This window comes from Pseudomonas fluorescens, assembly GCF_000968015.1.
Taxonomy (GTDB): Bacteria; Pseudomonadota; Gammaproteobacteria; order Pseudomonadales; family Pseudomonadaceae; genus Aquipseudomonas; species Aquipseudomonas fluorescens_W.
On sequence record NZ_LACH01000001.1, the window covers coordinates 213,652 to 237,257 of the forward strand.

General features: G+C 59.1%; 23 protein-coding genes and 1 tRNA gene. 6 read left to right on the forward strand and 18 right to left on the reverse strand.

Annotation, left to right across the window (positions count from 1 at the left end):
* Positions 1-30: 30 nt before the first annotated feature.
* From VD17_RS00980 to gabD, 3 genes are all read right to left on the reverse strand, one after another.
* Positions 31-1,245: a response regulator gene (locus VD17_RS00980; protein WP_046052283.1), complete on the reverse strand. Its 1,215-nt coding sequence runs from the start codon at positions 1,243-1,245 to the stop codon at positions 31-33.
* A gap of 149 nt (positions 1,246-1,394) precedes the next feature.
* The gene (gene gabT, locus VD17_RS00985; protein ID WP_046052284.1) at positions 1,395-2,672 is read right to left on the reverse strand and encodes a 4-aminobutyrate--2-oxoglutarate transaminase; all 1,278 of its coding nucleotides are present in this window, start codon (positions 2,670-2,672) and stop codon (positions 1,395-1,397) included.
* Between the two features lie 183 nt (positions 2,673-2,855).
* Positions 2,856-4,298, reverse strand: coding sequence for an NADP-dependent succinate-semialdehyde dehydrogenase (gene gabD / locus VD17_RS00990; RefSeq protein WP_046052285.1), 1,443 nt, complete (start codon positions 4,296-4,298; stop codon positions 2,856-2,858).
* A 350-nt stretch (positions 4,299-4,648) separates the two neighbouring features.
* On the opposite strand from gabD, the gene VD17_RS00995 reads away from it, so the two are divergent.
* The 3 genes from VD17_RS00995 to VD17_RS01005 all read left to right on the forward strand — a co-directional run bounded on the left by VD17_RS00995 (position 4,649) and on the right by VD17_RS01005 (position 7,152).
* Positions 4,649-4,725: transfer RNA gene (locus tag VD17_RS00995), tRNA-Arg, on the forward strand.
* A gap of 180 nt (positions 4,726-4,905) precedes the next feature.
* A complete protein-coding gene (locus VD17_RS01000; protein WP_046052286.1) occupies positions 4,906-5,901 on the forward strand; it encodes a restriction endonuclease in 996 nt (331 codons plus the stop codon).
* A gap of 243 nt (positions 5,902-6,144) precedes the next feature.
* The gene (locus VD17_RS01005; RefSeq protein WP_046052287.1) at positions 6,145-7,152 is read left to right on the forward strand and encodes an Abi family protein; all 1,008 of its coding nucleotides are present in this window, start codon (positions 6,145-6,147) and stop codon (positions 7,150-7,152) included.
* Positions 7,153-7,394: 242 nt separating this feature from the next.
* On the opposite strand, the gene VD17_RS01010 is transcribed toward VD17_RS01005, so the two are convergent.
* The 5 genes from VD17_RS01010 to VD17_RS01030 form a co-directional block, all read right to left on the reverse strand.
* Positions 7,395-7,661, reverse strand: a complete 267-nt coding sequence (locus tag VD17_RS01010) for a hypothetical protein (RefSeq protein WP_259674522.1) — start codon at positions 7,659-7,661, stop codon at positions 7,395-7,397.
* A gap of 20 nt (positions 7,662-7,681) precedes the next feature.
* Positions 7,682-8,305: a hypothetical protein gene (locus tag VD17_RS01015; RefSeq protein ID WP_046052289.1), complete on the reverse strand. Its 624-nt coding sequence runs from the start codon at positions 8,303-8,305 to the stop codon at positions 7,682-7,684.
* On the reverse strand, positions 8,302-8,868 hold the full coding sequence (locus tag VD17_RS01020; RefSeq protein WP_046052290.1) for an RNA polymerase sigma factor: 567 nt from the start codon (positions 8,866-8,868) through the stop codon (positions 8,302-8,304). Before VD17_RS01020 ends, VD17_RS01015 begins: the two co-directional genes overlap by 4 nt.
* Before the next feature lies 1 nt (position 8,869).
* Positions 8,870-10,582 (reverse strand): vWA domain-containing protein, encoded by a 1,713-nt coding sequence (locus VD17_RS01025; RefSeq protein ID WP_046052291.1) that lies wholly within the window; start codon positions 10,580-10,582, stop codon positions 8,870-8,872.
* A gap of 87 nt (positions 10,583-10,669) precedes the next feature.
* Complete coding sequence (locus VD17_RS01030) at positions 10,670-11,230, reverse strand: YbhB/YbcL family Raf kinase inhibitor-like protein (protein WP_046052292.1); 561 nt, start codon at positions 11,228-11,230, stop codon at positions 10,670-10,672.
* 139 nt (positions 11,231-11,369) lie between these two features.
* Between VD17_RS01030 and VD17_RS01035 the strand changes: the two genes are divergently transcribed.
* Complete coding sequence (locus VD17_RS01035) at positions 11,370-12,896, forward strand: apoptosis inducing factor family protein (RefSeq protein WP_046052293.1); 1,527 nt, start codon at positions 11,370-11,372, stop codon at positions 12,894-12,896.
* A 119-nt stretch (positions 12,897-13,015) separates the two neighbouring features.
* Here the strand turns inward: VD17_RS01035 and VD17_RS01040 are convergent, their stop codons facing one another.
* The 10 genes from VD17_RS01040 to VD17_RS01085 all read right to left on the reverse strand — a co-directional run bounded on the left by VD17_RS01040 (position 13,016) and on the right by VD17_RS01085 (position 21,843).
* Positions 13,016-14,521 (reverse strand): YdgA family protein, encoded by a 1,506-nt coding sequence (locus VD17_RS01040; RefSeq protein ID WP_046052294.1) that lies wholly within the window; start codon positions 14,519-14,521, stop codon positions 13,016-13,018.
* A gap of 296 nt (positions 14,522-14,817) precedes the next feature.
* A complete protein-coding gene (locus tag VD17_RS01045; protein WP_046052295.1) occupies positions 14,818-15,456 on the reverse strand; it encodes a hypothetical protein in 639 nt (212 codons plus the stop codon).
* An 82-nt stretch (positions 15,457-15,538) separates the two neighbouring features.
* Entirely contained in the window at positions 15,539-16,987 is a 1,449-nt protein-coding gene (locus tag VD17_RS01050) for an efflux transporter outer membrane subunit (protein ID WP_046052296.1), read from the reverse strand.
* A complete protein-coding gene (locus VD17_RS01055) occupies positions 16,984-17,871 on the reverse strand; it encodes an efflux RND transporter periplasmic adaptor subunit (RefSeq protein ID WP_046052297.1) in 888 nt (295 codons plus the stop codon). The genes VD17_RS01050 and VD17_RS01055 overlap by 4 nt, the downstream gene beginning before the upstream one ends.
* On the reverse strand, positions 17,868-18,077 hold the full coding sequence (locus tag VD17_RS01060) for a DUF1656 domain-containing protein (protein ID WP_008148151.1): 210 nt from the start codon (positions 18,075-18,077) through the stop codon (positions 17,868-17,870). The genes VD17_RS01055 and VD17_RS01060 overlap by 4 nt, the downstream gene beginning before the upstream one ends.
* Positions 18,074-20,146: an FUSC family protein gene (locus VD17_RS01065; RefSeq protein ID WP_046052298.1), complete on the reverse strand. Its 2,073-nt coding sequence runs from the start codon at positions 20,144-20,146 to the stop codon at positions 18,074-18,076. The genes VD17_RS01060 and VD17_RS01065 overlap by 4 nt, the downstream gene beginning before the upstream one ends.
* Positions 20,143-20,571: a MarR family winged helix-turn-helix transcriptional regulator gene (locus VD17_RS01070; protein ID WP_046052299.1), complete on the reverse strand. Its 429-nt coding sequence runs from the start codon at positions 20,569-20,571 to the stop codon at positions 20,143-20,145. Before VD17_RS01070 ends, VD17_RS01065 begins: the two co-directional genes overlap by 4 nt.
* A gap of 138 nt (positions 20,572-20,709) precedes the next feature.
* Positions 20,710-20,901: a type II toxin-antitoxin system Phd/YefM family antitoxin gene (locus tag VD17_RS01075; RefSeq protein ID WP_046052300.1), complete on the reverse strand. Its 192-nt coding sequence runs from the start codon at positions 20,899-20,901 to the stop codon at positions 20,710-20,712.
* Positions 20,902-20,998: 97 nt separating this feature from the next.
* Positions 20,999-21,244 (reverse strand): DUF2789 domain-containing protein, encoded by a 246-nt coding sequence (locus VD17_RS01080; protein WP_046052301.1) that lies wholly within the window; start codon positions 21,242-21,244, stop codon positions 20,999-21,001.
* Positions 21,245-21,381: 137 nt separating this feature from the next.
* Entirely contained in the window at positions 21,382-21,843 is a 462-nt protein-coding gene (locus VD17_RS01085; RefSeq protein ID WP_033058638.1) for an aminoacyl-tRNA deacylase, read from the reverse strand.
* 198 nt (positions 21,844-22,041) lie between these two features.
* Here VD17_RS01085 and VD17_RS01090 point away from each other — a divergent pair, with 198 nt between their 5' ends.
* Positions 22,042-22,572 (forward strand): NfeD family protein, encoded by a 531-nt coding sequence (locus VD17_RS01090; RefSeq protein ID WP_046052332.1) that lies wholly within the window; start codon positions 22,042-22,044, stop codon positions 22,570-22,572.
* Positions 22,573-22,574: 2 nt separating this feature from the next.
* Positions 22,575-23,333 carry a slipin family protein gene (locus VD17_RS01095; protein ID WP_008148132.1) on the forward strand — a complete coding sequence of 253 codons (759 nt, stop codon included), beginning with the start codon at positions 22,575-22,577 and terminating at the stop codon, positions 23,331-23,333.
* Positions 23,334-23,606 lie beyond the last annotated feature (273 nt).

Sequence of the window (23,606 nt, forward strand, 5' to 3'; positions counted from 1 at the left end):
AAGCTCGCTCCCACAGGTTTTGAGTGATGCCTATTTCTTGCGCAAGCGCATCAGCTCTGGCAATCCGATTTTGAGCAACCGCGCAGTCCGGCTCTTCGCCAGGTCCTCAATGCCCTCATGCTCGGTCAGTCGCGCCAGTTGCGCAGCCATGTTCATCACCAGCGCTTCGCGGGAGTAAACCCCGCCACCGAGCTGGTAGACCGCCGCAATCAGCTCTCGTAGCTCCAGCGGCAGGCGCCAGCGAGTGCGAAGCGCCGAACCATAAGCCGCGCCGAATTCGGCCAGCGCCTCGCCAACCTCCTCCCATTCATCCAGCTCACCGCCGGCCTGCTTCCATTCCTGCAAACACCGCAACAGCGCAAGGTCGCCGAGGCGATGCAGCATACCGGCGCAATAACAGCGCTCCTGATCCAGATCCAGCAAGCGCGCCAAGGTCCGGCCATACTCGGCGGTGCGCAGCGACAGCTCCCAATAGCGCTCGGCATAGTCGGCCAAACACGGATCGCTGAGGCGGGCACTGCGTTTGAGGGCCAGCCCCAGAATCAGGTTCATGCTTTGCCCGGTGCCGAGGCGGTGCAGCGCCTGGGACAGGGTCTGCACCGTAGCACCCAGATGATGGGCGGCACTGTTGGCGGCGGCGATCAGCACGGCGGTGACCTGCGGATCGGTGCGGATCTCGTCCTCCAGCACCGTCAAGTCGAGGCCGTTGGGATTGAGGCTGCGTTTGACCGCCAACTGCACGTCAGTCATCAGCGGCGCACCGTCCGCAGACTCACGACGACGCTCCAGGTACGCCGACAAGGTGATACCCGGCGCCAATGACGGCGTCTCGCAAGACAGCTCTTCACCGGCGTTCAGCAGCAAGTCCTGCAGGCGGTGGGTCAGGCTTTCCATGTTCAGGGGTTTGGTCAGGTAAGCCGCAGGCGCCAGGGGCAAGACTTCGCGCACACTGGCGCTGTCGTTGCGGCTGCTCATCAGAATGAACGGCAGGGGTGGATTGCGCTTGCGTTGGCGAACATTGCGCAAGACATTCAAACCATCGACGCCGGGCAGCTCCCAGTCGACGATCACCAGGTCGTAAGGATTTTCCGCCAACAGATGCAGCGCTTCCTGACCATCGGCACACAGATCCAGCCGCGCGTCGCAGCGTACATTCAACAAAACCTGCTGGAGCAGGTCGCGGGACCAGGGGTCGGCCTCGGCAATCAGCACTCGCGGTGCAGCGGGTAACACCACAGCAGTCATTTACACACTCCAAAGTAGTGCTTGCACCTTAGTCAATGCCGGCCATTCGATACAGCGCATTTGCCATCTATGTGTTCCGGGGGCACAAAAAAACCCGCCGAAGCGGGTTTTTTTGTCGATCAGTTCACAAATCGATCAAACCTTGGAGATCACAGCTCGGAGAAGCACTCTTCGATGATCGCCAGCCCTTTGTCCAGCTGCTCGTCCGGCGAAGTCAGCGGTACCAGGACGCGCAGAACGTTGCCGTAAGTGCCGCAGGACAGCAGGATCAGACCCTTGTCGCGAGCCTTGGCCACAACAGCGGCTACCGCTGGAGCGTTCGGCTTGTGGCTGTCGCCGTCTACGAACAGCTCGACCGCGATCATCGCGCCCAGGGCACGGACTTCGCCGATTACCGGGTACTTGGCCTGGATGGCTTTGAGGCCAGTGACCAGACGCTCGCCGACAGCCTTGCAGCGGTCCAGCAGGTGCTCTTCTTCGAACACTTCCATCACGGCCAGAGCCGCGGCGCAAGCGATCGGGCTACCGGCGTAAGTACCGCCCAGGCCACCTGGAGCAATGGAGTCCATGTATTCGGCCTTGCCGCAAACACCGGCCAACGGGAAGCCGCCAGCGATGGATTTGGCGAAGGTGGTCAGGTCGGCAGCAACGCCCATCTGTTCCATGGCGAAGAAAGTGCCGGTACGACCAGCGCCAGTTTGTACTTCGTCAGCGATCAGCAGGATGCCGTGCTGGTCGCACAGAGCGCGCAGACGCTTCATGAACTCTTTAGGCGCAACGTAGAAACCACCTTCGCCCTGAACCGGCTCGATGATGATTGCAGCGATGTCACGCGGCTCGGCGTCGTTCTTGAAGATGCGTTCGATGCTGGCGATCGAATCGTCAATGCTCACACCGTGCAGTTCGTTCGGGTACAGCGCGCGAAAGATGCCGCCTGGCATCAGGCCCATGCCGGCCGAGTAAGGCACGACTTTACCGGTCAGGCCCAGGGTCATCATGGTGCGGCCGTGGTAAGCGCCGGTGAACGCGATTACGCCGGCACGGCCAGTGGCGGCACGTGCGATCTTGATGGAGTTTTCCACGGCTTCGGAGCCGGTGGTCACCAGCAAGGTTTTCTTGGCGAAATCACCTGGCACCTTGGCGTTGATTTTTTCGCACACTTCTACGTACGGTTCGTAAGCCAGTACCTGGAAGCACGTGTGGGTCAGCTTGTTCAGCTGCTCGGTCACGGCGGCGATGATTTTCGGGTGCACGTGGCCGGTGTTCAGCACGGCGATACCGCCGGCGAAGTCGATGAACTCGCGACCTTCAACGTCGGTCACGGTGGCGTTCTTCGCGGACTCGGCGAAGATCGGGTGAATCTGGCCAACACCGCGTGGTACAGCGGCTTCGCGGCGTTTCATCAGGGATGCGTTAGTCTTGCTCATAAAGTCCTCATTCACCGCTCATCGGGCGGCGTGGTTCAAGGAAAATGCGGCGGGGAGGCAACTACGGCAGCATGCGATGATCGACTGCCACAGCTTTCCCGGCCACAGAGAAAATTCCGTTTGTTGCACGCAAAGGGACAGCGCTCTCGTGCCCTTTGCGTTTGAAGCAATGCCCAGCCGAGCTTAGATGCCCAGGCAGAGGTATTTGATTTCCAGGTAATCTTCGATGCCGTACTTGGAGCCTTCACGGCCCAGGCCAGACGCCTTGATGCCGCCGAACGGCGCGACTTCGTTGGAGATCAACCCGGTGTTGACGCCGACCATGCCGTATTCCAGGGCTTCAGCCACACGGAACACACGACCCAGGTCGCGAGCATAGAAGTACGAAGCCAGACCGAACTCGGTGTCGTTGGACATCGCGATCACTTCGGCTTCGTCTTTGAAGCGGAACAGCGGCGCCAATGGACCGAAGGTTTCTTCCTTGGCCACGGCAGCGTTCTTCGGCACGTTGGTCAGGATGGTCGGCTCGAAGAAGTTGCCTTCCATGACCTTGCCACCTGCCAGAACGGTTGCGCCTTTGCTGATCGCGTCAGCAATGTGTTCTTGAACCTTGGCCACGGCTTTTCCGTCGATCAGCGGGCCAGTGGTGGTGCCTTCTTCCAGACCGTTACCGATCTTGAGTTTGGCCACGGCCACTTTCAGCTTCTCGGCGAACGCGTCGTAGACCGAATCCTGAATGTACAGACGGTTGGCGCAGACGCAGGTCTGGCCGTTGTTGCGGTACTTGGAAATGATCGCGCCTTCGACGGCCTTATCCAGGTCCGCGTCGTCGAACACGATGAACGGCGCGTTGCCGCCCAGTTCCAGGGACACTTTCTTGATGTCCTTGGCGCATTCAGCCATCAGCTGACGACCGATTTCGGTCGAGCCGGTGAAGGACAGTTTGCGCACGATCGGGTTGCTGGTCAGCTCGCTGCCGATGTCGCCGGCGCTGCCGGAAACAACGCTGAACACACCGGCAGGAATGCCGGCACGCTGAGCCAGTTCAGCCAAAGCGAATGCGGAAAACGGAGTTTGCGAAGCAGGCTTGAGCACCATGGTGCAACCGGCGGCCAGGGCCGGGCCGGCTTTACGGGTGATCATCGCGGCCGGGAAGTTCCACGGGGTGATTGCAGCGGTCACGCCGATTGGCTGCTTGATCACGATCAGGCGCTTGTCTGGCTGGTGACCCGGAATCACGTCACCGTAAACGCGCTTGGCTTCTTCAGCGAACCACTCGATAAAGGAAGCGGCGTAAACGATTTCGCCCTTGGCTTCGGCCAATGGCTTGCCTTGTTCGAGGGTCATCAGGCGAGCCAGGTCGTCCTGGTTCTCGATGATCAGTTCGAACCAGCGACGCAACTTGTTCGCACGGTCCTTGGCGGTCAGTGCACGCCAGGCCGGCAGCGCTTTGTCAGCGGCTTCGATTGCACGGCGGGTTTCGGCAGCGCCCATTTTCGGCACGGTGCCCAGAATTTCGCCCGTTGCCGGGTTGGTGACGTTGATCGTCTGACCATTGTCCGCATCAACCCAAGCGCCATCGATGAAGGCTTGTTGGCGGAACAACTGGGTGTCTTTAAGCTGCATGTCGGCTTTCCTTAACAGCACCGCGGCAAGCGCGGAGCGAATTATGATTGTAGAAAGGCGCCTTATAGGCTGCCGTCAGGGAAATCATTCACCGGGCTGAAGCACATAAATAGCGCACTGATTGAAACTCGTGCGGTTCAGCACCCAGACAAGAGCGTTTGAAATCTCAAACGAATCCTAGGATCAAAGGGGGTAAAGGACAATAGCCTGTTCGAAAAAAAGAACGAAAACGCCGCATTTGCCTAATTTTTCTGATCAACGTAGCAACCGCAGGTTACGCTTTGGAAAAACGCAGGCGATTCAGCAGCATGGACGCCCGCAGTGCATATGAGTATCATGGCGCCCGCATCGCACCAGTAGCTCAGCTGGATAGAGTACTGCCCTCCGAAGGCAGTGGTCGTGGGTTCGAATCCCGCCTGGTGCACCATACGTAGAAACGAGAAAGCCTCAGACCGCAGGGTCTGGGGCTTTTTTGCATTCTGGATTCAGCAATTGCTGTCGATGCCTGAAACACCTACGTTATCCTGCGTTTCCCTTAATGTGTTCAATATGGCGATCAATGCCAAACCGCGTACGTACCGGTACGATCGATTACTAAGGAAGTGACATGGCCAAAATGTGGATGATCCGTGGCGAGTCTGGCCGGTTATATGATGATTTCCGTGAGCGCGGTGTCGCCGCAATTGGATGGTCACAACTCGCTCCACTGGCAAAACCAGGTATGACGCGCAAGGAAGTCACTCGCCTTTACCAAGATATTGAGCCCAACATCAAACCCGGCACTGCTATTTCAGGCGCCTCGCAGGTATGGCGCTTCATCAATGAAATTCAGCCAGGTGATTGGGTGGTGACTTACTCACCCGCCAACCGTACCTATTTAGTGGGCAAAATCACGGGGGACTTCAAACACAATCCTGACTTGGCCGATCTTGGAATGTCATTGACACGCCCGGTGCAATGGCAAGCTCAGGAAGTCGACCGCGACAGCCTGAGTACTGCCAGTAAGAACAGTCTCGGCTCCACGCTTACTGTCTTTGTTGTCCCTGACTTTGCTCTCCAAGAGCTGAAGGCGATGGCCGCTGGAGACAAACCGCCCGCGTTACCGCCCGTTGAAGAAGAATACCCCGACAGCGATCCTCTGGCGGGCATGGAAAGCTTGGCTCTCGAGCGTATCAAGGACCTTATAAACGCGTTGCCTTGGGATGATATGCAGCATTTAGTCGCTGGCATCTTGCGTGCGATGGGCTACAAAACTCAGGTCTCCCCGGCCGGCCCTGATCGCGGGAAAGACATCATTGCGTCTCCAGATGGATTCGGTTTTGAAAACCCGCGGATCATCGTTGAGGTCAAACACCGCAAAGAACAGATGGGCAGCCAACAAATCCGCAGTTTTCTCGGAGGTCGGCACAAGGATGATCGCGGGCTGTATGTCAGTACCGGTGGCTTCAGCAAGGATGCGTACTACGAAGCCGAACGAGCCAATGTGCCGCTCACGCTTTGGACGCTGGATAACCTCGTACGCGCTTTGATTGAGCATTATGGTCAGACAGATTCGGAGACTAAGAGATTGATTCCCCTAAAGTTTACTTACTTGCCTCTATAAGCTTTCGTTACAACGAGTCCGACATTCTCCAAGAGGTTTTGCATGGATGGAATGAAAGCAAATTGAAATACAGCGTAGCCCAGTGGCGAGCCGAACTGGCAGAAACGCACCAGCACAGCTTTCTTATCCCCACCGGATTTGGCAACCGAACCAGTGGAGGAAAAATGACGCTCCCAGGTTTCGAACCATCGATTTAAATCAAAAGAAATGAGGCTGCCACTTGGTGGCGAGGGTGATGCGCCAATGACGCAAGGCTATCCAAAACCGTGGCAGAGCTATCAGAAACAACTTGAATTGCTAATGGCCCGTGGGATGGTTGTGACTGATCAACCCAAAGCGTTGGAGTACCTGGAACGCATCGGCTACTACCGCCTCAGCGGTTATTGGTTTGCCTTTCGCGAACGTACCGAGCTCTGCTGCCCAATCAATCAGCAAGGCAGTAAAAAACCATCCAAGACAAAACCGACTCGCTTCCCGCTTGATGATTTCAAGCCTGGGACTACGTTCCAGAATGCCGTCGACCTATACGTCTTCGATAAGAAGCTGCGGCTATTGATCCTGGATGCCTTGGAGCGCATTGAAATTGCTTTACGGGTGGACATATCCCACGGACTTGGCAAACACGAAAAGTTTGCTTACCTGAGGCCCGAGCTGTTCCACGAAAGCTTTTCTAAACAGTTGGACGGCAAAACTGGTCTGACTAAACATCATGTCTGGCTTGGCAAACACGCTGCGTTGATCAATCGCTCGAACGAAGACTTTATTCGCCACAACAAGGAAAAATATGGCCTTCCGTTAGCGGTCTGGGTGGCGTGCGAGGTTTGGGATTTCGGTACGCTTTCGACGCTTTATGCCGGTATGACTGAGGCGGATCAAGATGATATCTCGCAAGAGTACGGCATCAGCAATGGCAGGGTCTTCGCCAGTTGGCTCCGAAGCCTGAACTATCTACGCAACGTGTGCGCCCATCACAGTCGTCTGTGGAACCGAAACATCGTTGACCAACCGAAGCTGCCACCGATAGACCAAGCGTCGACATTGTCCGCGTTCCATGATGACCCACACCGTCGAGCTCGTCCGTTCATGCTTTTTTGCATCACTCAGCACCTGATGAAGGTCATCAATCCATCATCGAGCTGGGGAAAACGCTTGAAGGCACTGCTGCTAAATGACTTCCCCAATCTGACCCATCTGGATCTCAACCTTGACGGGATGGGAATCGACCAAGACTGGCAGAAACGCGACTGGTAAGGTGGAAAAATCCAGGCAATAAAAAACCCCTGAGCAGTCTCAGCGCCGAAGCGCATCAACCGACAGGGGCCGTGTTGTGGGCGATTATAAGGATTGAGAACGTCTCGTCAACTACGTTACGGCAGCAATATTAGGACGTGAAACATCACGGCTAGCTGCAATGGCTTCAATAATTTCGGAAGTTTGTAACCGATCAAGCTGTGAGCCCATGTCATGGTCGGGAACGGTTTTAATGCGGTTTTTCACTCTGTCGTCCAATCAAACTCGTCGTACTCATCATCCTCTTCGTCCTCGACCTCTTCATCATCAAGGACGTCTTCCTCAAACGCTTCCTCTGCCTGCTTCGCCAGCAGAAACTCCTTACGACTCTCAGTAACAGCTCGCCGTAATTCCTGACCCTTCACCGGGCAGTTGAGCATTTGGGCGATGCGGTCGATTTTTTTCGCCATGGCTACCTCCAACGCATCGGCTATGAGTCGATAGTGCGCGCTTTCGGGTGCCGATGCCAAATGGCTGACCGCTCTGCCTCTCAGTTTTTCTGCAAATCCTTGAGTCTGGCCGTGAGATTTTCCTTGGGAAAACGTTTGTGCAATGTCGCCATCAGGTCAGCGGCCGCTTGAGCCTGACCCGCCTTTTGCAGGCGGATCACTTCCCTTAATTGATCGTCGATAAACTTTGCCGGCGCTATCGCCGGGCGTTTGCTGACCTTCGCTTCGTTAGCCATTTCAGCGCTGATCGATTCGCTCTGCGCGGGGGCAGCAAAATCGGCCATTGGGGCCGCAAGCTCTGGCGCGGACATGGCGCCGGCCGGGGCAGCCAGAGAACGCGCAACCGATGACGGTGCTTCTTTTTTGGCGACCGGTGCAGACGCCTTAGGTGCAGGCGCGAAGTCGTAACTCGGCGGTTGCTCCTCCGTGCGTTGCACCAGTGCAAGCATCAGGGCCACACCGACGAGGCTGGCGAATGCGACTTGCCAACGGGGTTTCTGGCAGGCCTGGACCCAGCGTTTCCACAGACTTGGCTTCTGCACAGGGACTTCACGGTGTGCGGCCGCCAGGAGGAACGCGTCGAGATGGGCCGGTGGTTCGCTGATCGCGTGTTCACGATAGTGCTTCAACACTTCGTCTTCTGGCGTAGGACGGGCGTCAGTCATGTCAGTACCTCCTCGGCCAGCAGCCGACGCAGTTTTTGCTGGGCGTAGCGCAAACGGCTTTTGACGGTTTCCAGCGGTGTTTCGGTGAGGGTGGCGATCTGCGGCAGGTCGAGATCGCCATGGGCGCGCAGCAGGAACACTTCGCGCTGGTCAGCGGGCAGGTTTTGCAGGGCCGCTTCGAGGCGCTGGTTGTCGCGGCTAAGGCTCAGCAGTTGTTCGGGATCGGCCGTGTCATCGCTCAGCGCATGGATCTGTTCGTCATAGCTGTCGTGCAAGGGGTTGTGGATTCCGTGTTTGCGCCAGTGATCGATCAGGCGGTTGCGGGCAATCTGGTAGAGCCAGGTACGAAAATTCGCCCGACCTTGTGGCTGACTGGTGCTGCGGATCAGGCTCAACCAAGTGTCCTGGTAAACCTCTTCGGCCAGTTCGGACTTGCCGCTCAGGCCGAGCAGGAATCGGTAGAGCCCTTGGCGATGACGGGCGTACAGAATCTCGAACGCCGGCCCGTCGCCTGCGCGATAACGGGCCAGCAGCGATTCGTCGCTCGGTTCAGGAGCAGACATGTCAGTTGTAGCCTCCCTTAAGCGGCTCACTATTGGATGCGGTCGTGGCTCGCAGGCTCTGCGCCAACTCCACCATTTGCACGAACTCTGCACGCAGACCAAATCGATCTTCGCCGCGCGCACCGCGAGCCAAAGCCTCGGTGTCCTTCAGGCTGAAATCGCCGGTATAGCGCCCATCCTTGAGTTGCTGGGAAAACGCCGCCACGGCCGCCGCAAATCGCAGGTCGTCGCTGGCTTTGCCTTCCGAACCACCCGCAATGGGTCGTTCGATCAAGCGACTATTCCCACCTTCCGGCGGCTGATAACGCACACGCAGCATCGCCAGTTCCCCGTTTGTACCGGATGCCACCGACTCCGACTTTCCATACCGCAACGGCTCCAACCAACCCTTCTCGCCCTTGGGCACAATTTCGTACAACGCCGTCACCGTATGTCCTGCGCCGATTTCACCGGCATCGACCTTGTCGTTACTGAAATCCTCACGCTTCAACGCACGATTTTCATACCCCAACAGCCGATATTCGCTGACCTGCGCCGGGTTGAACTCCACTTGCAGCTTCACGTTTTTCGCCACGACCGCGAGGGTAGAACCGAGCTGATCCACCAGCACCTTGCGCGCCTCGCGCAGGTTGTCGATGTAGGCATAGTTGCCGTCGCCGGCATCGGCCAACTGTTCCATCAGGTGTTCATTGTAGTTATCCACACCAAAACCCAATGTGGTCAGGGAAACGCCGGTCTTGCGCTTATCCACAGCCAATTGCTTGAGGCTGTCGAAGTCGCTGATGCCGACGTTGAAGTCACCGTCGGTGGCCAGCAGGATGCGGTTGATGCCCTTGGGGATAAACGCCTGCTGCGCCATTTGATAGGCCAGTTCGATGCCTGACGCCCCAGCGGTGGAGCCGCCAGCGGTTAATTGATCGATGGCTGTACGAATTTTCGCTTTGTCGCGTCCGGAGGTCGGCTCCAGCACCACACGCGATTCGCCGGCATAAACGACCAATGAAACCCGGTCCTGCTCGCGCAATTGATCGACCAGCAATTTCAGGGTGCTTTTGACCAGCGGCAAACCTTCGCGTCGGTCCATCGAGCCGGACACGTCCACCAGAAACACCAGGTTCGCCGGGGCCAGTTCCGCAACCGCGCGGTCCGAGGCCTTGATGCCAATGCGCAGCAATCGGGTATGCGGGTTCCACGGCGACGGCGCCAGCTCTGTGGTCACGCCGAAGGGGGAGCCATCGGTGGGCAATGCGTAATCGTAGGGGAAATAATTGACCATCTCCTCCAATCGCACCGCACCTTCCGGTGGCAGGCGCCCCTGATTGAGCAAGCGGCGGACGTTGGCGTAAGCGCCGGTATCGACGTCGGCGCTGAAGGTCGAGACGGGCGCTTCGGCCACGCTGTGAATCGGATTATCCGCCAGCGCTTGATACTGCTCCCGCTGCTCATCCCGATATCCCTGTGGAGATGCCTCGCCCGCAGGCATCGGCGCATAGCTCGCCATCGGTGCCGGACGTACGCTGCGCTTGGCCATCGAAGTGTCTGCCATAACCGCCTCGCTACGCACCATGACTTCAGCCGGCAGCGCACCTTGAGCCGGTGACGGAGCCGAGGCGGAATCAGGCTTGGATGAAACGCCGCAACCGGCAATGGCCAGCAGCAACCCGGCGGCGAAACCCTGGGCGGCCGGGCGGAGGAAATGCAGAGGGAGGGACATGGGGGCTGACCTCAGGAGGAAATTGGTCCATTCATCCTCTGAGACGAGCCCCTTTTCAGGTTCGGGTTAAACCGGCCGAAAAAAACTTCAGCGGTGATAACGCCGCACCACACTGCTGTTTTTCAGCACATGGCCTTTTATTTTTTCCAGTAGCTGCGCGCGCGTCAGGCCGGCGGGCAAAGCTTCCGGCGCCAGGTCCAGGGCATAGAGCTGGATGATGTAGTGGTGCGCGCTGTCGCCGACCGGCGGGCAAGGGCCGACATAACCGGCGGTGCCTTTGCTGTTGGTGCCACTGACGCCTTCAAGGGCGGATTTTGCGCCGACGCCAGCGGCAATCTGATGCGTCGCGGCTTTGATGCCGTAATGCACCCAGTGATCGACGCCTTGGCCTTTTTGACCGTCAGGATCGTGCATGACGATGGCGTAACTGAGGGTGCCCGGCGGGCCGGCGTTCCAATTCAAGGCCGGTGACTGGTTGTGCCCACCACAATTGGGCGCATCGCTGGCGGCAGCCGAGGTGAACAGTCGATCGTCGGTGACACCTGGGATGTTCAGGGTAAAGCGCTCCTGGGCCTGCGCCGGAAATTGCACGCAAAGGGCGACTGCAACGGCCGCCAGCCAAGGGTTCAGAGAGGTCAATCGGGTCATACCGGAGCACCTTGTGCGGGTGGGGCCGTCGTCGGCGTGCAAACTATAGCCGGACCGTTCATTCGGTGGCAGCGGGAATTGGCTGAACCTCCATATAAGCGCCAAACTCTTTAGTGAAACGCTTGCCTGGAGAGTGATCATGGCACTGCACCGCGTCGCCCGTTTCGCCGATGTGTCCGAAAACCGGGGCCTTGAGGTCCAGATCGCAGACACGAAAATTGTCCTGTTGCGGGTGGGCGATCAACTACGCGCCTTTCAGGGCGAATGCCCCCATGCCGGGGCGCCGCTGGCCGAAGGCGCTCTGTGCGACGGACGTTTGATCTGCCCGTGGCACAAGGCTGTTTATCGGATCGAAGACGGTGCGCTGTGCGAACCACCGGCCCTGGACAGCCTCAAGCGCTATCCGCTGGAAGTGCGCGGTGACGAGGTCTGGGTCGACGATCAGCCGATGTCCGACGCTCATACCCCACCGGCCGACGACGCGCGAACGTTTGTGATCATCGGTGCCGGTGCGGCAGGCACCGCGTGCGCGGCAGCGTTGCGCGAAAAGGGCTTCGGTGGCCGGGTGCTGTTGATCGACCGTGAAACCGACGCCGGGTACGACCGCACGGTCTTGAGCAAATTCGTGATTGCTGGGGAGATGCCGCCGGAAGAAGTCCCGCCACTGCGTGATGAAAACTTTTACCGCGAACAGCGCATTGAGCGAATAAACGCTGAAGTGACGAGCCTGGACGCCGCGAACAAAACGTTGCACCTGTCTGATGGTCAATCGCTGAGCTACGACGCTGCGCTGCTCGCCACCGGTGGCACACCCAATCCGCTTACGCTGCCTGGCGCCGACCTGCCGCAGGTGTTCGTGCTGCGGTCGAAGGATCAGGCGCAGCGGATTCTGGGCTCGGCAAAACCGGGCCAACGGGCGGTGATCATCGGCGACAGCTTTATTGCCATGGAATCCGCGTCCTCCCTGCGTCAATACGGTCTGGACGTCACCGTTCTGGCCCGCCACGCAATACCTTTTGCCAAACAGTTTGGCGACGCCGTCGGCAAATCGATTCGTGCCCTGCACGAGGCCAACGGCGTGGTGTTTCATACGGATGGCAACGCAACGCGCGTCGAAGGAACGACCAAGGTTGAAGCGGTGCGCCTGGACAACGGTCAACGTTTACCGGCGGATCTGGTGTTGGTCGGCATTGGCGTCAGCCCGGCAACCGCATTTACCGGCCTTCCCCTGGAAAAGGACCAATCGCTGAAGGTCGACGGCGGGATGCGCGTGACCGATGGGCTTTGGGCGGCCGGCGATATCGCGACCTTCCCGCTCAACGGCCAGCCCCAACGAATCGAACATTGGCGCCTGGCACAGCAGCAGGCACGGATCGCAGCGATGAACATGCTCGGCGGCGACGAGCATTACCTCGACGTGCCCTATTTCTGGACCTGGCACTTCGGTAAAAACTACGACTACCTCGGCCACGCCGCGACCTGGGATGAGGTCGAGTTCAAAGGTGACCCTGACCATCCTCCCTTTATCGGCCTGTTCGGCAAGGACGGGTTGGTGGTCGCCGCAGTGGCTTGCGATGAAGAGCGTGCGATAGCGCTGCTCGCCGAACGGATGAAACAGCCGTTGTCGGTGGACGAGGCGTGGCGGCTGATTCGGGACCTGAATTAACGGGATGTGGGAGTCCTTCGGCCTCCAGCGGGAGCAAGCTCCCTCGCCACAAGCCAGACAGCAAAACGCCCGGCGTCTGCGTTGCGCAGAGGCCGGGCGTCGGTCTGTAAACCCTGGCTTTACTCGACGGCGACATTCCCGCCGAATTTGCTCATGACAAACCCGACAAACTCTTCGACGGTCATCTTCTGGCCGTTGAATTCCACCTGATTATTGGCGTAGTGCAGTTTAGCGACGATGTTGTTGTCTTCCAGTTTTGCCAACTGCGTACCGACTGCCATGCTGCCAAACATGTCGGCGGTGGCAGTGGCCTGATCGGCGATGAGCTTGGCGTCGGTCTGACCGTCGATTTGCGACTGCACGCTCAGTAAGTCAACGAGCATTGGCTTGGACACTTTCACGTTGACGTCCAGCAGCGCGATCAGTTGTTGGGTCAACTGGTCTGGCGGCAGGTCCATGGATTGAGGTTTGGTCAGGTCGAGCACCAGGTTGGCGCGGCTTTCGCCATTGGGGGTGTTGAACGACAGATTCTCCAGGGCAACCTGCGGGCCGGCGGCCAGCAGTTTCTCCAGGCCGGTTTTGACCTGCGCCTCTTCGGCCGGGGTCAGGACCAGCTCTGGCGCCGGTTCACCGGCAGCGACGGCCTCAGCAGCGGCCCGCTCGTACGGCTGCAGTTTGGTCTGGTAAATCTGCATCAGCGACATTGTTGCCGGGATGTCGAGGTTCTTCAGGCTCATGGCCATCTGCGCAGAGCCGACAGCCTTACCGTTCAGGCTCACCTCACCCACCTTGTAATCGGCACGCCCCGAAGCGCTGGTACCGGATTCTTCGGTCTGGTTCTTCATTTCAAATTTCTTGAAACCCAAGACCGACTGCTTGGCGCCGAAGGTGGTCTTGCTGTCGGTCAGCTCGACGGTGTTCTCGCCGGTGTAATAGCCGTAGGTACTTTTTGTCAGGTTACTGGCCAGGGTCAGGCCGTTCAGTTCGACCTTCACCGGCGTCTGATCTTCAGCCAACGTGCTCAGGGTCAGGCTGTCCATGTAACCGTCGGCCTTGACCTTCTGCGCTTGAGCGCTGGCGGCGACATCGAGGTTCAGCCCGGAGAATTTCAGGTTGGACTTGTCGTCAAGCGCCACGTCCAGCGGCAGCAATTGCAGGGTGCCGTTGGTGGCATTGTCGTAGCCGATGTTGACCACACCCGTGAGTGGGGACTTGTCCTTGGCAGCGGCGAACCACTTCTCGGTGTTAGGCGTTCTTTCCAGTTCGTAGTGACTGGTGGCCAGGACCGGCAGCCACTTCAACGACATCAGGCGCGAAAACGGCAGCGGACCGTGTTCGATGTGATCGACAAACAGCAACTCCACCGGGGCCTCGCCGAACATCTCGCCCTCGCCCTTGAGGCGGTAGTGTGCGGTGCTGCTGAACACATGACGCTCCAGCGACACCAGCTCCAGCGACGCCGTGCCGTTGGAACCGACCAGCGCGGCTTGCAGCTCTTTGTTGGCGTCGGCGATCGAGGCGTTCAGCACACCGTCGAGTTTGGTGCCGGTGTACCAGGCACCGCCGGCGCTGATTGCACCGATGGCAACGACGATTCCAAGAAGCACGCCTGCTGATTTATTCATGAATGACCCGATCAATGTCCGTTGTTTGAAGTGTGGTCGTCTTCCCTGAACCCATGACGGGTTACGGTCACGACTGCGTTAAAAGTGCGATGGAGATTAGCATCAGGCGCACGGGGCGGCCCAATGATTAAAGGTTAAAGAGTGTCTATGGACCGTACGCAGGGGCTGAGAGTTTCGGCGGATATAAAATCGCCATCGCGAGCAAGCTCGCTCCCACAGGTTTAGCGCAATTCCTGTGGGAGCGAGCTTGCTCCGGGCGGCGATCCGACGATGGCGTCAGTCCTGCCAACACAGCATCAGGAATACTGAACCTCGATCTCATCAAGCTGATGATCAAAGCTCTTGAGCCGTGCGGTCCACGTATAGACCAGCACTTCGAAGTCGCGATTGATCACCGCCGTGCCGCTTGGGGATTCCGAGCGCGGGTCGCAGAAGTCCAGTTGGTAACGTTCGCGGGCCATGGCGGTGGCGACATCGGAGAGTTCCCTGGCGTTATTGAGCCAGTGCCAGCCGTCGTCGGACACTTGCTTGTCCAGCGCCTGACATTGTTTTTTCAGGGTTTCGAGGCTTTTTTCCAGCGGCGTGCCGGTGAGTTCGCCCATGACTTCCTGGAACGTGCGCCCCGGTTGCCAGTAACTGCCCCAGAAATACCGATCGAACACCGTTTCGACACGGCGCAGCGCGACCTTGGTGTCCCAGATGAGCACCAGGGTCTTGCCTTGTTCGAGCTGTCTTTTTTTGATGCGCTGACCCTGGACCGAAGCCCAGGCCACCACCACGATTGCCATCACGGCAATCAGTGCCGCGGCGCTGTCGAGGAACACCAGCGCCTTGTCGATCTGGTTGGCCAGCATGATGCCGTAGAAATAAGTGGCCGATAGCAACACCAATGCCGCTATAGCGCACCAGAAGCCGGGAGCATAAGGGTTTTTCATTATTGGAATCCCCATGACCAACGCGAGCCTTGATTGATGAGTTCGACGCGCGACCTCATCAAGTCAAAGCATAGCAACGGCCTCAGGGTTTGCCGGAGTTCGTGCCTTGCGTTCGTCCGCTTTCCCACCCGCCACCCAAGGCCAGGAACAAATCGATCTGGCTCATGGCAACCTGCGTGCTGGCGGAAGCCAGTTGCGCCCGCACGTCGGTGTAGGTGCGGGTCGCTTGCAGGTCCGCCAGGAACGATGCGCGGCCGGCCTGGAAGAAGCGGTGGGTCTGGTCTGCCGCCAGTTGCGCCGATTGCTCGGCGTCGGCCAGTGCGTCGCGACGTTGTAACAACGCGGAGTACTGGGCCAGGCCGGTTTGGGTCTCGCGGATGGCGTTGAGCACTACGCCATCGAAATGCGCCAGCGCGCCTTGGGTCGTTGCTTCGGCCTCGCGGATTCGCGCCCGGGAGCCGTTGGACGGCACGGTCCAGGTCAGCAACGGCCCGAAGCCCCAGCGATTGGTCGCCGGCTTGCCGAGGTTTTCCAGGATGCCGACGGTCCCCACGGTCGCGCCGATGCTGATGTCCGGGTACAGCTCGCCAGTAGCGATGCCGATGCCGGCGGTCGCGGCGGCCAGTCGTCGCTCGGCCTGCCGCACATCGGGACGGCGCTTGAGCAACGTCGCGCCGTCACCGACCGGCAACAATTGCGCAATCTTCGGCAGTTCCGCGCAGTCGCTGGTGCCTGGCGGCAATTGATCGACAGGTTTGGCCAGCAGCATCGACAACCGGAACAACCCGGCCTGACGGGCCGCCTCATAACGCGGCATGTCGGCGCGCAAGGATTTGAATTGGGTTTGCGAGCGGGTGACCTGGGTTTCATCGCCACGCCCGGCGTCGCGCAGACGCTGGATCAGCGTGGTGCTCTGAGCTTGCAAGTCGAGGGAATGCTGGGCGATTCCCTGCTCTTCGTTGGCCGCGCAGACTTGGGTGTAGGCCCGAACGACATCGGCTACCAAGGTAATTCTCGCGGTATCGGCCGCAGCTTGCGTCGCATCGGCATTGGCCTTGGCCGCCTCGATGCCGCGCTGCAAAGTGCCGAATAAATCGAACTGATACGAGGTGGTAATGCCAATGTCGCCGACGTTGGCCACCGGCACTTTCTCCGGTAGCAGGAATGCTTCGCCGGACTCCTGCAAACGCTGGGCGCCCATCTTCACCCCGCCGCTCCAGCCACCTGCCGCTTGAGCTTCATCGACCTGCGCGCGCGCCCGGGAAAGGTTCGCCGCCGCCACGCGTAAATCAGTGTTGGAGGCCATGGCCTGCTCGACCAATTGATCGAGGCGCGGGTCCTGATACAAGCGCCACCAATCGCTGGGCACCGGTGCCGAGACGACATTTTTGCCGTTCACCGCCAAGTCGCCCTGCAAGTCTTCACGGTGTACGGCGGCCTCGTCCGGCAAGTGATAATCCGGCCCGACCACCTGGCAGGCCGACAGCAACAGGCCTAATCCGGCGATAGCCAAACCCGAGACCCTGCTCATTTCGCGGACTCCTGCTGGTGGTCATCCATAATAGAAACCGTCGCCGTGCGACCGGCGATCATGCGGAAATCCGCCGGCACGTCATCGAATGCAATCCGCACCGGAATCCGCTGCGCCAGCCGCACCCAGCTGAACGCTGGATTGACGTTGGGCAGCAAGTTACTGCCGCTGCTGCGGTCGCGGTCTTCGATGCCGGCGACGATGCTTTCCACATGCCCGCGCAGGCGAGCGCGGTCGCCGATCACCCGAATATCGACGCTCTGGCCGACATGAATGCCGTCCAGTTTGGTTTCTTCAAAATAACCGTCGATGTGGAATGAATTGCTGTCCACCACCGATAACACCGGACGCCCGGCGGTGACGAATTCCTGGTTGCGCGGTGCACGGTCGTTGACGTAACCGTCCACTGGGCTGCGAATGGTCGAGCGGTCGAGGTTGAGCTGGGCGCTGTCCACCGCCACCTGGGCTTCCATCAGCGCCACTTCGGCGCGGGCCACCCGGGACTGGCTCTCTTCCAGCTGCTCGCCCGGCACCAGATTGCCGAGGCCACGGTTACGCTTGGCTTCGCGTTGCGCCTGCGCCAGGGTTTCCTGACGGTCGGCGACCGCCGCCTTGGCCTGACGCAGGGCCAGTTTGAAACGATCCTGATCAATGCTGAACAGCACCTGGCCACGTTTCACTAATTGGTTGTCGCGCACGTCGACCCGCTGGATCAACCCGGACACGTCCGGCGCGATCTGCACAATGTCGGCACGGATGTGGCCGTCCCGGGTCCAGGGCGCGAACATGTAATACATCACCATGCGCCAGACCACGACAACGGCGAAGGTCACGATCAGCAGGGTCAGCACCACGCGACCGATGGTCAAAAAAGGTTTTTTCATGTCATCAGGTATCGACTGAGTGAGTCCACGGCGCCGAGCAGCAAAGCGTAGAGAGCCACGTTAAACAATGCCCGGTGCCAGACCAGACGGTAAAAGTGCAGACGCGTCAGCAACCCGTGCACCAGCAGGAACAACACGTACGTAATGCCCATCAGCACCAGCAGCGTGGGCAAGAACACCCCGCTGATATCCAGATCACCGATCATAAAGGCGCTCCATCGATGCCATGGGGAAGCGGTTCTTCGAGCTCGCCGGCGACGACGAATTCCACCCCTGGCAGCAACGACAGACGCAGGCCGCTCAAGGCGTGCAGCAGATGCAGGCGCGCACCTTCATCGCACTCCGTGTTGAGGGCACGGCGGGTGCGATCCAGGGTCATCAGCAACGGACTCGGCGCCGGCAACCGCTCGCCAGCCTTTAGGCAGGCCTTGAAATACTCGCCGACCTCGGCCACCACCTGGTGCAGCAGCACTTGCGGTGCGCCGAGGACTCGCGGTGTATAGGCGAGCAAATCCAGCAGGTTCAGCGCCACGCGCACTTCCCTCAGGGCGATGCCGGTGTCCTGGCCGGTCATGGCCAGGCGCGGCAAGTGCTGCATCAGGCGATCGAGCATCTGCACACCCAAGTGCCGGTGCTCAGACAACGTGGCCGGTTCGGTGAGGCTGACAATGTCGCGCCAGCTGAAACGGGTCAGGCGCTTGGCCGCCAGTTCGGCGCCGAACGGCCGGGCGATCAGGGTCCAGACAAACGCGAACAACAAGCCCACGGGACCGGCCAGGTTGGAGTTGGCGAAACTGAGGAAATCCGCGTCGTAGACGCCCTGAATGCTGATGAAGGACGAGGTGTTGACGAGGGTCAGCAGCATGCCCAGATAGAACTGCGGCTTGACCGTCAGGGTGCCGATGCAAATGAACGGCACGGCAAACGCCAACACCAGCATCGGGAAATCATGCAGGTTGGGCAGAACCAGAAACAGATAAAGACTGGCGAACAACACCGACATCGCCGTCCAGAAAAAGAATCGGTAGATCTGCGGTGCCGGGTCGTCCATCGACGCGAAAAAGCTGCACGCCACTGCCGCCAGAATCACTGCGGCGCCACCGTCGGTCCAGCCGAGCAGAATCCACAGCACCGAAGCGACGATGATGGCGGTGACGGTGGACGCCGCCGAATAGAGCATCAGCCCACGGTCGAGAAACGGCGACAGCCGACCAAGCCGCCAGTGCCGATAGACCGCGCGCCAGCTGTCCTGGCTTTCGCACTGGATGGCGTACTGCAGACTGCGACAGTCCTGCCACACATCGATCCACTCGCCGAGGCGATACAGGGCGTTCGAAAACAGCAACTGCTTGCGATCATCCAACGCTTCGGCGGACGGTTGAAGGGCTTCGAGTTGATCTTTCAGCGCTTGCCAGCGGGCGAGGTCGGCGTCTTTGTGGCCGAGCCATTCGGTGGTCGCGGCCAACAGCGGCGCGAACTTATCCACAAGCTCGGGCGTGCGCCGCTCAAGGGCATAGAGCGCGTCGTCGAGGGCGTCGATCACTGGCAGCAGGTGAATCATGCGACCGCGCAGTTCCTTGGTGTTGCGCACCGTTTGCGGCCGTGCGCCTTCGTGGGGCAACTGACCGATCATCAATTCCAGCGTATTGAAGGTCGCGACCATCGACGAACGTAGCGCACTGACTTCGTCCGGCTGCACGTTGCGGCTGAGGAAACGCAGGCTGTAAGTCGAAGCATCAGCAAACCATTTGTTCACTGAATCGTTGAACACCGGCGCCAGCCGCCGAGGCCAGAACATGGCGCCGACCACCGCGGCCACGGCGATGCCGAGGAAGATTTCTTCCGTCCGCGCCTCTGCGATGTCCCACACCGCCAAGGGGTTATTCACCACCGGCAGGGCAATCAGCGGCAAGGTATAACCGGCGAGCATCAGGGCGTAACTGTTAGCCGTGCGCAGGTGCAGCGACAGAAACAGCAAAATCCCTGTCCACAGCGCAATGACCACCACCAGTACATAGGGGCTCTGGACAAACATCGGCACGAAAAAAACCGCGGCGGCGGCACCGAGAAGGGTGCCGACTGCGCGGTACAGCGCCTTGGAACTGGTAGGGCCGACAAACGGACTGGAAACGATGTAGACCGTGGCCATCGCCCAATAAGGCCGGGGCATTTGCATGAGCATGGCGATGTACAACGCGATCATCGATGCCGCGAACGTTCGCACACCGTAGAACCAGTCCCGCGCCGGGGGCATGCCGGTAAAAAATCCGCTCAAGGGTTGATCACCGGTAAATGATTGGCCGATTCAAAAGCCCTCAGAACCCGCAACGCCGCTTCCAGATCATTCTGATCGATCCCTTCGAGCACTTCATGGCGCAAGCGCACCAGCTCGATTTCGACGGCTTGCACCAATTCACGACCGGTCTCGGTCAGGCTCAGGCATTTGGCGCGACGGTCATGGGCGTCTTCGGTACGGCACACGTAGCCGGCATGACACAGCTGATCCAGCAGGCGCACTAGCGATGGGCTCTCCATCCCGGCCGCCTGGGCTACCGTCACCTGCCGCACACCCTCGCCCAAACGCCCGATCATCAACAGCGGGGCGGCGCAGGCTTCGGAGATTCCATAGTTGACCAGCGTGGTCTGGCAGATCTTCCGCCAATGCCTGGCGGCCACCACCATGGAGCTGCTGATGTTCATCTGGAGAGCGTCGAGGTTGTTCGGCACGAGGGAATGCACACACTGTTAGTTTGCTAACTATCAATATGGCATTTGCGGGGAAAGTTGGTCAAGTTTTGAAACAATTCTCAGGCGGACGGACAGCTTTTTTACGATCCATCAGGACGCCTGATTGAAATCGCCTAGACGTACCAGCATCGCTTCATAAAGATCTGCCGAAACCAGATAGGCCTTGATCTTATTGTTTTCCAGCACCGCAATAGGTCCGGCTTGCGCTTCGCGTACTGTAGCTCCTGCGTTTTTCGCGAGCTCAGAGATGCTGATGACTCTTTCTGCCAAAACACGTTGCATGACTCGGTCTCATGGTCGGACTCAACGCCATGAAAGCTACTTCAGCTCAGGTAATACCTTTCAGAAAAGCTGTGACAAGGTTTTGCGCTCAGATTTTTTACACCCCCCGCCCCTTCCTCAACAGCACATCCAACTGATCCACCACCTCAGCCCAATCGGCGTCATCCAGAATATCGTCGCGCAAAAACTGCGCTTGGCTCTGGCTCCAGAAGAACGCATCCGCCAGGTGCAATTCGGGTTTGAGCGGTGAATGGGTGGCGATGAATTTGTCGATGCTTTCGGCGTCATCAGGCAGGCCGAGTTGTTTGAACAGGTTGGGGAGGCTGTGGGTTGGGGATTCCATGGTGGGCTCCTTTGTAATGCTTGAAATGGAGGGTGACTGCTTCGCAGTCAATCGCGAGCAAGCTCGCTCCCACAGGAATCGCGTACCCCTGTGGGAGCGAGCTTGCTCGCGATGGCGGTGTTACTGACACCGAAAAGCTACTGACTCAACTCGCACACTTCAGCATGCGGCACCATTTTCAGGAATTCCGGCACGCTCATGTGCACCAGGTTGTTGTGGTTACCAGCCTCCAGGTAGATGTCTTTTTGCCGGGTCAGCAGTGGGTCGATGACCATGTCCAGGCCATAGGATTCGCCCAGCGCAGGCACCGCGCCGCGTTCGCAGTCCTGGAACAGATGCGCCAGGGTGCTTTCCCGGGTGATCTGCCATTCGCCACTGCCGCGTACTTTGCTCAGGTCCAGGTGACGGCTCGCTGGCAGCACAGCCATCAGGTAATGGCCGTGGTGGTCGTCGAGGATCACCGATTTGGCCACCCGTTCGGCAGGAATACCCGCGACCCGCGCCGTTTCAAGGCTGCTGGCCGAGTGCGGATGGGTGACGACGTCAAATTCGCATTGAGCCTTGTTCAGGCTGTCCTGCACAGTTCTTGCCATACGCATGATGCACCTCGGAGTCCGCAACAACGTTTCGCGGACGATGGTTAAACCTTTTCTCTCCACTAAAAGTCTAGGCCCGCTGGCGCCATCGCGCGGGAAATCTGCCCGCCGGAACAACGTCAACAACTGATCAAAATTCGTACAATTCAGAGCTCAGCTAGACTGTATAAAGAACCATCAATGACTCTCCCGGAGGGTCAAGTGAACACTCGTTGTTGTGCAGTTGCGCTGCTGTTGGCCTTGAGCGGTTCGGTATTCGCGGCGGACACCGTCGTCCTGCTGGTGCCCAACCCCATCGGGATCTGGCTGATCACGTTCGGCATCGCGTTTCTGGTCGCCGAAGCGGCCCTGCCCAATTACGGCGTGATCGGTCTGGGCGGCATTGTGATGTTCGTGATCGGTGCGGTGATTCTGACCAACACCGAGGTGCCGGTTCCGTTGATGATCGGCCTGGGACTGATCAGTGCCCTGTTGCTGATTTTCCTGCTGATCCACGCCCTGAAAACCCGACCGCGCGAAAACGTCAGTGGCGATGCAGGACTGGTGGGTAGTGTGACCCCGGTGATGTCGCTGGCCGGCAATGCCTACAACGGTTGGGTGCACCTGCAAGGAGAAAAGTGGCAAGTACTCAGCGCCACGCCGCTGCAACCCGGGCAACGGGTCCGGGTGGTGGCACGCAAGGGATTATTGCTGGAAGTGGCCGCGGCTGACGCGGCGCCAGGTGGAGAATAACCATGGGCCTGCAACTGGGTTTTGCCGCGCTGCTGTTACTGGTGATTGCACTGGCGGGGTCGACCTTCCGCATCCTGCGCGAATACGAGCGCGGAGTGGTCTTCCAGCTCGGACGCTTCTGGCAGGTCAAAGGCCCTGGCCTGATCCTGCTGATTCCGGTAGTGCAGCAAATGGTTCGCGTCGACTTGCGTACCGTGGTCCTCGACGTTCCGCCGCAAGACGTGATCACCCGCGACAACGTCTCGGTCAAGGTCAACGCGGTGCTGTATTTCCGCGTCCTCGATCCGCAAAAGGCGATCATCCAGGTCGAAGACTTTCTCATGGCCACCAGCCAATTGGCTCAAACCACGTTGCGAGCCGTGCTCGGTAAACATGAACTCGATGAATTGCTGGCCGAACGTGAGCGGTTGAACATCGACATCCAGCAAGTGCTCGATGCCCAGACCGACGCCTGGGGCATCAAGGTCGCCAACGTCGAGATCAAGCACGTGGACCTCAACGAATCGATGATCCGCGCCATCGCCAAACAGGCCGAAGCCGAACGGGAGCGCCGGGCCAAGGTGATCCACGCTGAAGGCGAATTGCAGGCCTCGGAAAAACTCATGCAGGCCGCCGAAATGCTTGGGCGCCAGCCTGGGGCCATGCAGTTGCGGTATATGCAGACATTGAGTTCGATTGCCGGGGACAAGAGTTCGACGATTGTCTTTCCGCTGCCGATCGAGTTGCTCAAGGGGATGGCGGATTTGTCGTCCAAATCCTGATAGCCCCAAAAGATCGCAGCCTTCGGCAGCTCCTACATGGGCGCGGCGTACACCTGTAGGAGCTGCCGAAGGCTGCGATCTTTTGACCTTCCCCACAGACACCAACGTCCGGTAACCCCGTCGGAGATTTCCTTCAAGTTGTAGTGGTGTTGGTGAACTTGTTCCGGCCCAAACCTAGGTCTAGTCTGGCTTTGTCACTGAATAATCGGTGACACGGACGTGCAAGTCCGACGAAACTGTTTAGGTCGCAATTGCCATGGCTCATTGCTTTAT

What these genes read in the sequence shown, in the direction of transcription:
- VD17_RS00980 (WP_046052283.1), bottom strand. Translation starts at nt 1,245, where the DNA reads ATGACTGCTGTGGTGTTACCCGCTGCACCGCGAGTGCTGATTGCCGAG.
- gabT (WP_046052284.1), bottom strand. Translation starts at nt 2,672, where the DNA reads ATGAGCAAGACTAACGCATCCCTGATGAAACGCCGCGAAGCCGCTGTA.
- gabD (WP_046052285.1), bottom strand. Translation starts at nt 4,298, where the DNA reads ATGCAGCTTAAAGACACCCAGTTGTTCCGCCAACAAGCCTTCATCGAT.
- VD17_RS01000 (WP_046052286.1), top strand. Translation starts at nt 4,906, where the DNA reads ATGGCCAAAATGTGGATGATCCGTGGCGAGTCTGGCCGGTTATATGAT.
- VD17_RS01005 (WP_046052287.1), top strand. Translation starts at nt 6,145, where the DNA reads ATGACGCAAGGCTATCCAAAACCGTGGCAGAGCTATCAGAAACAACTT.
- VD17_RS01015 (WP_046052289.1), bottom strand. Translation starts at nt 8,305, where the DNA reads ATGACTGACGCCCGTCCTACGCCAGAAGACGAAGTGTTGAAGCACTAT.
- VD17_RS01020 (WP_046052290.1), bottom strand. Translation starts at nt 8,868, where the DNA reads ATGTCTGCTCCTGAACCGAGCGACGAATCGCTGCTGGCCCGTTATCGC.
- VD17_RS01025 (WP_046052291.1), bottom strand. Translation starts at nt 10,582, where the DNA reads ATGTCCCTCCCTCTGCATTTCCTCCGCCCGGCCGCCCAGGGTTTCGCC.
- VD17_RS01030 (WP_046052292.1), bottom strand. Translation starts at nt 11,230, where the DNA reads ATGACCCGATTGACCTCTCTGAACCCTTGGCTGGCGGCCGTTGCAGTC.
- VD17_RS01035 (WP_046052293.1), top strand. Translation starts at nt 11,370, where the DNA reads ATGGCACTGCACCGCGTCGCCCGTTTCGCCGATGTGTCCGAAAACCGG.
- VD17_RS01040 (WP_046052294.1), bottom strand. Translation starts at nt 14,521, where the DNA reads ATGAATAAATCAGCAGGCGTGCTTCTTGGAATCGTCGTTGCCATCGGT.
- VD17_RS01045 (WP_046052295.1), bottom strand. Translation starts at nt 15,456, where the DNA reads ATGAAAAACCCTTATGCTCCCGGCTTCTGGTGCGCTATAGCGGCATTG.
- VD17_RS01050 (WP_046052296.1), bottom strand. Translation starts at nt 16,987, where the DNA reads ATGAGCAGGGTCTCGGGTTTGGCTATCGCCGGATTAGGCCTGTTGCTG.
- VD17_RS01055 (WP_046052297.1), bottom strand. Translation starts at nt 17,871, where the DNA reads ATGAAAAAACCTTTTTTGACCATCGGTCGCGTGGTGCTGACCCTGCTG.
- VD17_RS01060 (WP_008148151.1), bottom strand. Translation starts at nt 18,077, where the DNA reads ATGATCGGTGATCTGGATATCAGCGGGGTGTTCTTGCCCACGCTGCTG.
- VD17_RS01070 (WP_046052299.1), bottom strand. Translation starts at nt 20,571, where the DNA reads ATGAACATCAGCAGCTCCATGGTGGTGGCCGCCAGGCATTGGCGGAAG.
- VD17_RS01075 (WP_046052300.1), bottom strand. Translation starts at nt 20,901, where the DNA reads ATGCAACGTGTTTTGGCAGAAAGAGTCATCAGCATCTCTGAGCTCGCG.
- VD17_RS01080 (WP_046052301.1), bottom strand. Translation starts at nt 21,244, where the DNA reads ATGGAATCCCCAACCCACAGCCTCCCCAACCTGTTCAAACAACTCGGC.
- VD17_RS01085 (WP_033058638.1), bottom strand. Translation starts at nt 21,843, where the DNA reads ATGCGTATGGCAAGAACTGTGCAGGACAGCCTGAACAAGGCTCAATGC.
- VD17_RS01095 (WP_008148132.1), top strand. Translation starts at nt 22,575, where the DNA reads ATGGGCCTGCAACTGGGTTTTGCCGCGCTGCTGTTACTGGTGATTGCA.